The 6,576-nt window shown below is 65.3% G+C and carries 5 protein-coding genes; 1 reads left to right on the top strand and 4 read right to left on the bottom strand.

What is annotated here, in order from left to right; all coding sequences use genetic code 11:
• The 4 genes from K8I61_11030 to mutS form a co-directional block, all read right to left on the bottom strand.
• Positions 1-880: CBS domain-containing protein (locus K8I61_11030; GenBank protein MBZ0272561.1), on the bottom strand; the 880-nt coding region annotated here is incomplete at its 3' end.
• Positions 881-884: 4 nt separating this feature from the next.
• Entirely contained in the window at positions 885-1,784 is a 900-nt protein-coding gene (gene xerD / locus K8I61_11025) for a site-specific tyrosine recombinase XerD (GenBank protein MBZ0272560.1), read from the bottom strand.
• Positions 1,781-3,400 carry an N-acetylmuramoyl-L-alanine amidase gene (locus K8I61_11020; GenBank protein ID MBZ0272559.1) on the bottom strand — a complete coding sequence of 540 codons (1,620 nt, stop codon included), beginning with the start codon at positions 3,398-3,400 and terminating at the stop codon, positions 1,781-1,783. The genes xerD and K8I61_11020 overlap by 4 nt, the downstream gene beginning before the upstream one ends.
• Entirely contained in the window at positions 3,397-6,027 is a 2,631-nt protein-coding gene (gene mutS, locus K8I61_11015; GenBank protein MBZ0272558.1) for a DNA mismatch repair protein MutS, read from the bottom strand. The genes K8I61_11020 and mutS overlap by 4 nt, the downstream gene beginning before the upstream one ends.
• 219 nt (positions 6,028-6,246) lie before the next feature.
• On the opposite strand from mutS, the gene K8I61_11010 reads away from it, so the two are divergent.
• The coding region (locus K8I61_11010; GenBank protein ID MBZ0272557.1) for a chorismate synthase at positions 6,247-6,576 on the top strand (330 nt) is incomplete at its 3' end.

Here is a 6,576-nt window from a genome sequence, read left to right as displayed (position 1 = left end):
GCTCCAGATCGCCAAGCCCGCCGAGGTCGTCGATTAAATGGCCGAAGGCGTCGGGGTCGATGCGTATCGCGAGCGTGTTGATCGTGAAATCGCGCCGCGCGAGATCCTTGCGGATCGAGGAGCGCTCCACGGTCGGCAGTCGGCCGGGCTTGGCGTAATGCTCCACGCGCGCGGTGGCGAGGTCGATCTTCGATCCGTCGTCGAAGGTGATCTTGGCGACAAGAAATGGCTCGTGCTTTTGCACCTTGCCGCCAAGCCGCTTGACCGCCGCTGTCGCGACCGCGCGCGCGTCGCCTTCGACGGCGATGTCGATATCCAGATTTGCGCGCGCGAGCAGCAGATCGCGAACGCATCCGCCGACCATGTACGCGAGGCCGCCGGCCTCGGCGGCGATGCGCCCGATCTCGCGGATGCGCGCGAGCACGCCGGGCGGCAAGGTGCGCTCGGCGGCATCCGCGACGTTCGTCGAGGGATGCGCGGCGACGCGGCGCTGGCGCGGGCGCACGGCGTCCTCGCCCTCGATTTGCGCCCGGTAGATTTCCGTGCGCGTCACGACGCCGACAAGATCGCCGTTGTCGACAACGCACAGCAGCCGCCGCCGCCCGCGCACAAGCGGCATCATCTCGGCGATCGTCGCGTCCGGCGCGACGCTCGGTACGTCGCTTTCCATCACTTTGGAAACGGGCGCGTCGGTCAGGCCGTGGTGCAGCGCCTTGTCGGCGATCTGGCGATTCAAGACACCGACGATGCGCCGCCCGGCCATGACCGGCACGGCGTTGATGTCAAAGCGCGTCAGCGTCGCCTTGGCGTCGAGGATCGAATCCTTCGCGCCCACCGTGATTGGCGGGGAGGCCATGAGGTCGACGGCCGAAAGCGCCATGACGTCAGCCTCGCGGGTGCGCGGACTTGTGCAGCCGCTTCAGGCGCGAGCGATCGACGTGCGTGTAGATCTCCGTCGTCGCGATGTCCTCGTGACCGAGCAAGGTTTGCACGACGCGAAGGTTCGCGCCGTGCGCCAGCAGATGCGTGGCGAAGCTGTGGCGCAGCGCGTGCGGATAAACGTCCTTGTTAATCGCGGCCTTTCGTGCGAGGCGCTTGACGATGTTCCAGAAGGCCTGGCGGGTCATGGCCCGGCCGCGATTCGATACGAAAAGGGCGTCGGAAACGCGGTTCTTCAGAATTTGCGCGCGCGCTTCATTCAGATAGCGCGAAAGAACCCACGCCGCGGTGTCGCCGATCGGCACGACGCGCTCTTTTCGTCCCTTGCCGTGAACGCGAACGAAATCGGCTTCAAGATGAAGCTGCCCGACGCCAAGACTCACGATCTCCGTGGCGCGCAGGCCGCCGGCGTAAATCAATTCGAGCATCGCCGCGTCTCGCAGGCCTTCGGGCTTGTCGATATCCGGCGCGGCGAGCAGCGCTTCGACCTCGGCCTCGGTCAAGACGTGCGGCAACTCGCGGCTCATGCGCGGCAGTTCGACGAGTTCGGAGGGATCGGAGGCGAGGTGGTTTTCCTCGAGCGCGAATCGAAACAGGCCGCGAACGGCGATGAGATTGCGCGCCGCGGTGCGCGCGGACATGCCGGCCTCGCGGAGTTCACCGACAAACTCGAGCAGGTGCTGCGGACGCACCCGGGAAACATCCATCAGATTCTGCCGCTCGCAATAACGGGAAAACTTTACGAGGTCGCGCAAGTAGCTCTCAACGGTGTTTTTCGCGAGGCCCTTTTCCGCTCGGATATAAACGAGGTACTGATCGATCAGCCCGTCGATGTCCGGCGTCATTGGTAGCCCTCCAGGAACTCCATGATGCCGTCCGCGATGCCCTTGGCAAGCTCTTTCTGATACGCGGCGTCTTTCAGGCGTTTTCCCTCAACGGAATTGGTGATGAATCCGCACTCGACGAGCACGGCCGGCATGCGCGCGCCAAGCAGCACGTAAAACGGCGCGCTGTGCACTTTTCGCTCCACCACGTCGGCGTACCGCGCGCGCGCGTTCGAAAGCATGCGCGTGTGAACCGCGCGCGCCAGCATCTGGCTCTCGACATGTTTGTGCGACAAGTTGAGCACCGTGATCAGGTCATCCAGCGCGACGACGCTTTCGGCGTCGGTCTGGTTTTCCGCGGCTACGAGTTCCCGATGCTCGGGTCTGGCCCGGGGCGCGAAATGGTAGATTTCGACGCCGGCGGCGTCGCGGTTTCGCGCCGCGTTGATGTGGATCGACACAAACAGGTCCGCGCCGGCGCGGTTGGCGATCGCGGTCCGGCCGGGCAGGGGGATGAACTCGTCGGTCGCGCGCGTCATCACCGGTTTCACGCGGGGATTTTGCGCCAGAAGACGGTTCACCTCGCGCGCGATGCCGAGCGTGATGAGCGACTCGCGACCGCCGTGTTTGCTCATCGCGCCGGGGTCCTTGCCGCCGTGACCCGCATCGATGACGACCACCCACGGCGCGCCCGCCTCCGGCGCGGTCCGGCGGCCGGTGACATCGACGACGATGCGGAACGGATCGAGCAGCGGAAAGACGGTGAAGTCCTCGACGTTGTCGAAATCCAGCACGACGCGCACGGTGTCCTCGTTGAATTCACCGACGCGCACGCGCTCAAGCAACCCGTCGTGGATTGGCAGCTCGTTCGCGATGTCCGGCGCGCGCGCCGCGCCATGCAGATCGAAGTAGAGACGGCGCGGCAGATCGCTGCCGTCGGATTTTTCGATCAGCGCGTGCTCGAAGTCGACCTTTTCGGATGTCTCGATGACGACGCGCGTGTAGTCCTCGTCACTCCAATGATCGACGCGCGTCAGCACCGGCACGCCAAGCTCCGCGGAGAGTATTTGTGCAAGCTCGTCGGCGGGCGCGGCGGGCGGTTTGGGCGTCGGCGCCGGGGTGGCAGTCGCCCTGGCCACCTTCGGCGCAAGACGTTTTGCCGCCTTTCGCGCCTCGTGCGTCAGATCACCCCGAGGATGCCGTGCGACGCAGCGCTCATAGCGCTCGAAGGCTCCGGACTTGTCCCCCAGCCGCTCGAGGATGCGCGCCGCGCGCACGAGCGCGTCGTCGGCGAGATTCGAGGACGGATACTTTTTCGCAAGTTCGTCGTTCAGGCGCACCGCGTCGCGCAGGTCGTCGCTCGCGAAGCTCACTTCGTACAATTCTTCGTAGAGCTTCGCCGCCATGTAGAGCGCGTCGTCCGCGCGCGCGGACTTGGGATATCGCCGTTCCAGCTCCACGAATCCCTTCACGAGTTTTAGCCAGTTGTGCCGATAAAGTTTGCGCGCCTTGTCGTCCGTCAGCTTCGCGTAGCCGTCCTTTAGTTCGACGTACCGCGCCTCCACGGCGTCGCGGGCATGAAGCGCGCCCGCGCACATGGCGATCATCGCCCCGGCGAAAAGCGCTCGGCGGATCATGATCGTTTCAACATTCCCTTCAACGCGGCGAGCGCGGCAAGCGCCTGCATTGGGGTCATGTTTTCGGGATCAAGGAGCGCAAGCTCCCGTTCCACGGCGGACGGAGCCGGCGGGCGCGCGGCGGGAGCAAAAAACGTCAGTTGCCCGCGCGCCGCCTCGGCCGATTCGCGCGGCGCGGCGAGTTTCGCGTGGCCGAACTCGTCGAGCTCGATCGATTCCAGGTTCTTCAGGATCTCGTTTGCGCGCGTCACGACGGCGTCCGGCAGGCCCGCGAGGCGCGCGACCTGCACGCCGAAGCTGCGGCTCGCGCCACCGGCCACGATACGGTGCAGGAAGATGAGGTTCTCGTCGCGTTCCAGGATGGAGACGTTGAAGTTTTTTACGCGGTCGCGCTCGCGAGCGAGGTCAACCAACTCGTGGTAGTGCGTTGCGAAGAGGGTCTTCGCGCGCTTGCCGGGCGTATCGTGCAGATATTCGGTCACCGCCCACGCGATCGACAAGCCGTCGTAGGTGCTCGTGCCGCGGCCGATCTCGTCGAGCACGATGAGGCTGCGGTCGGTCGCGTTGCGAAGGATGTCCGCCGTTTCGCTCATCTCCACCATGAATGTCGATTGCCCGCGCGCGAGATTGTCCGACGCGCCCACGCGCGTGAAGATGCGATCGACCACGCCGATTTTCGCCTCTCGCGCCGGCACGAAGCAGCCGACCTGCGCGAGCAGCACGATGAGGGCGACCTGTCGGATGTAGGTCGATTTGCCCGCCATGTTCGGGCCGGTGATGATGAGCAGGCGCTGCCCGGCATCGAGCCGCGTGTCGTTGGCGACAAACCGCTCGCCCGCCGTGAGGCGTTCGACCACAGGGTGCCGGCCGTCGCTGATGACGATCGCGTCGCCGCCGTCAACCTGGGGGCGGCAGTAGCCGTGCGTTTCCGCGACGCGCGAAAACGAGATGAGCACGTCGAGCGTCGCGAGCAGATGCGCCGCGGCCTGGATGCGCGCGATCTCGCGATCGACCTCGTCACGCACGCGGGAAAACAGCTCGAACTCGCGCTCGACGATGCGCTCTTGCGCCGTGAGGACCTTCTCCTCGTATTCCTTCAGCTCCGGCGTGATGTAGCGCTCCGCGTTCACGAGCGTCTGCTTACGGATGTAATCGTCCGGCACGGACGCGCGGTGCGCGTGGCTGATTTCGATGTAGTAGCCGAACACGCGGTTGTAGCTAACGCGCAGCTTGTTGATGCCCGTTCGCTCGCGTTCGCGCGCCTCGAGGTCGGCCAGATACCCCTTGCCCTCGCGCGCGATCTTGCGCAGGTCGTCGAGCTCGGCGTCGTGGCCGGTGCGGATCATGCCGCCTTCACGGATCGAAAACGGCGGCTCGTCCTCGATCGCCCTTTCGAGCAGCCCGCGCACGTCGGCAAGGTCGTCGTAATCGTCGGCAAGGGTCTTGACGAGCGCGCACGAGAACGTGGCTAAAAGAGAGCCCAGGCGCGGCAGGATGCCGAGGCTTTCGCGCAGCAGCACGAGGTCGCGCGCGTTGCAGGCGGCAAGCGAAATGCGCCCGCAAAGGCGTTCCAGATCGTGCACGCCGCGAAGTAGCCCAAGCAGCTCGTCGCGCTCGACGACGCGTGCCGACAGTTCCTCGACCGCATCATGCCGCGCGACGATCTTCTCCACGTCGAGCAAGGGGTAGAGCAGCCATTGGCGAATGAGCCGCGCGCCCATCGGCGTCACCGTGTCGTCGATGACGCCAAGCAGGCTTCCGCGCCGGCCGCCCTCGCGCAGGCTAGCGACAAGCTCGAGATTCCGCTTGGCCGTTTCGTCGACGATCATGAACTCGTCGCCGGAAAAAACGCTCAGGCGGTTGACGTGCGGCAGATCGCGCAATTGCGTCTCGAGCAGGTACGCAAGGACGCCGCCGGCGCTCGCGAGCGCCGGGCCGAGGCGCGCGTCGTCCATGCGGTCGATGCCGGCCTCCGGGAATTGCTCGGCGAGCTTTGCACGCGCGCGACCGGGATCAAACGCGTCGCCGTCGGTCCACGTCACCATCGCGGCGTCGGCCTGGGCAAGCAGGGCGGCAAGGCCGGCGTCTTCGCGAAGAGGCGCGGGGCAGACGATCTCCGCCGGTTCACGCCGGGCAATTTCGGCGGCGACGCGCGCGGCGTCCGCGATCGCGCCGACGAGAAACTCGCCGGTCGAAAGGTCCGCGAACGCGAATCCGAAGCGCTCGCCGTCGCGCGTCAGGCCCATCAGATAGTTCGGCGCGCGCTCATCGAGCGTTTCGGGCTCGAGCGCGACGCCCGCGGTGACGACGCGCGTCACCGCGCGCTTCACGACGCCCTTGGCGGTCTTGGGATCCTCGATTTGCTCGCAGATCGCCACGCGCACGTTGGCGCGCACGAGCCTGGCGAGGTATCCGGTCAGCGCGTGGTACGGGATGCCCGCGAGCGGGACGGGATTTTTCGAGTTCTTGTCGCGCGCGGTGAGGGCCAGATCCAGAAGCCTTGCCGCGATCTCCGCGTCCTCGTAGAACATCTCGTAGAAGTCGCCCATCCGGAACATCACGATGTGCTCCGGATAACGCGCCTTCACCTCGGCCCACTGGCGCATGGCGGGGGTGAACGAGTCGATATCGGCGCGGTGGGCGGACATGAGTGGCGCCAAAAGTAACGGGGTACGCGGAAAGAGGAAAGAGGAACGGGGAAATAGGAAACAGGAAAGAGGAAATAGGATAGGAAATAGGAAATAGGAAAGAGGAAATAGGAAATAGGAAATAGGAAATAGATAGTCGCAACGAGAAACGCGGGCAACGAGCCGCCTTATCGTCGTCACACGAACAGGAAACGCAACTTGGCCTCCAACAGCTTCGGCCGATTTTTGCGCGTCACGACCTTCGGCGAAAGCCACGGGCACGGGCTTGGCGTCGTCATCGACGGCCTGCCCGCGGGGCTTGACGTCGATGTCGACGCGGTGCAACGCGAGATGGACCGCCGGCGGCCGGGCCAGTCGGATATCACGACACCGCGCAACGAGGCGGATGCCATTCAGGTGTGGAGCGGCCTGTTCGAGGGGCGTACGACCGGTACGCCACTCGCGATCGCTTTCGTGAACGCCGACCAGAAATCGTCCGCGTACGAAAAGCTCGCCGACGTTTTCCGCCCCGGTCACGCCGATTACACT

The organism is bacterium, assembly GCA_019912885.1.
In the GTDB taxonomy this organism is placed as follows: Bacteria; Lernaellota; Lernaellaia; order JACKCT01; family JACKCT01; genus JAIOHV01.
Note: the sequence above shows the minus strand (reverse complement) of the source record. Positions and strands in the feature narration are given on the sequence as shown.

Coding starts and splice junctions, on each gene's coding strand:
- xerD (MBZ0272560.1), bottom strand. CDS start 1,784: ATGACGCCGGACATCGACGGGCTGATCGATCAGTACCTCGTTTATATC.
- K8I61_11020 (MBZ0272559.1), bottom strand. CDS start 3,400: ATGATCCGCCGAGCGCTTTTCGCCGGGGCGATGATCGCCATGTGCGCG.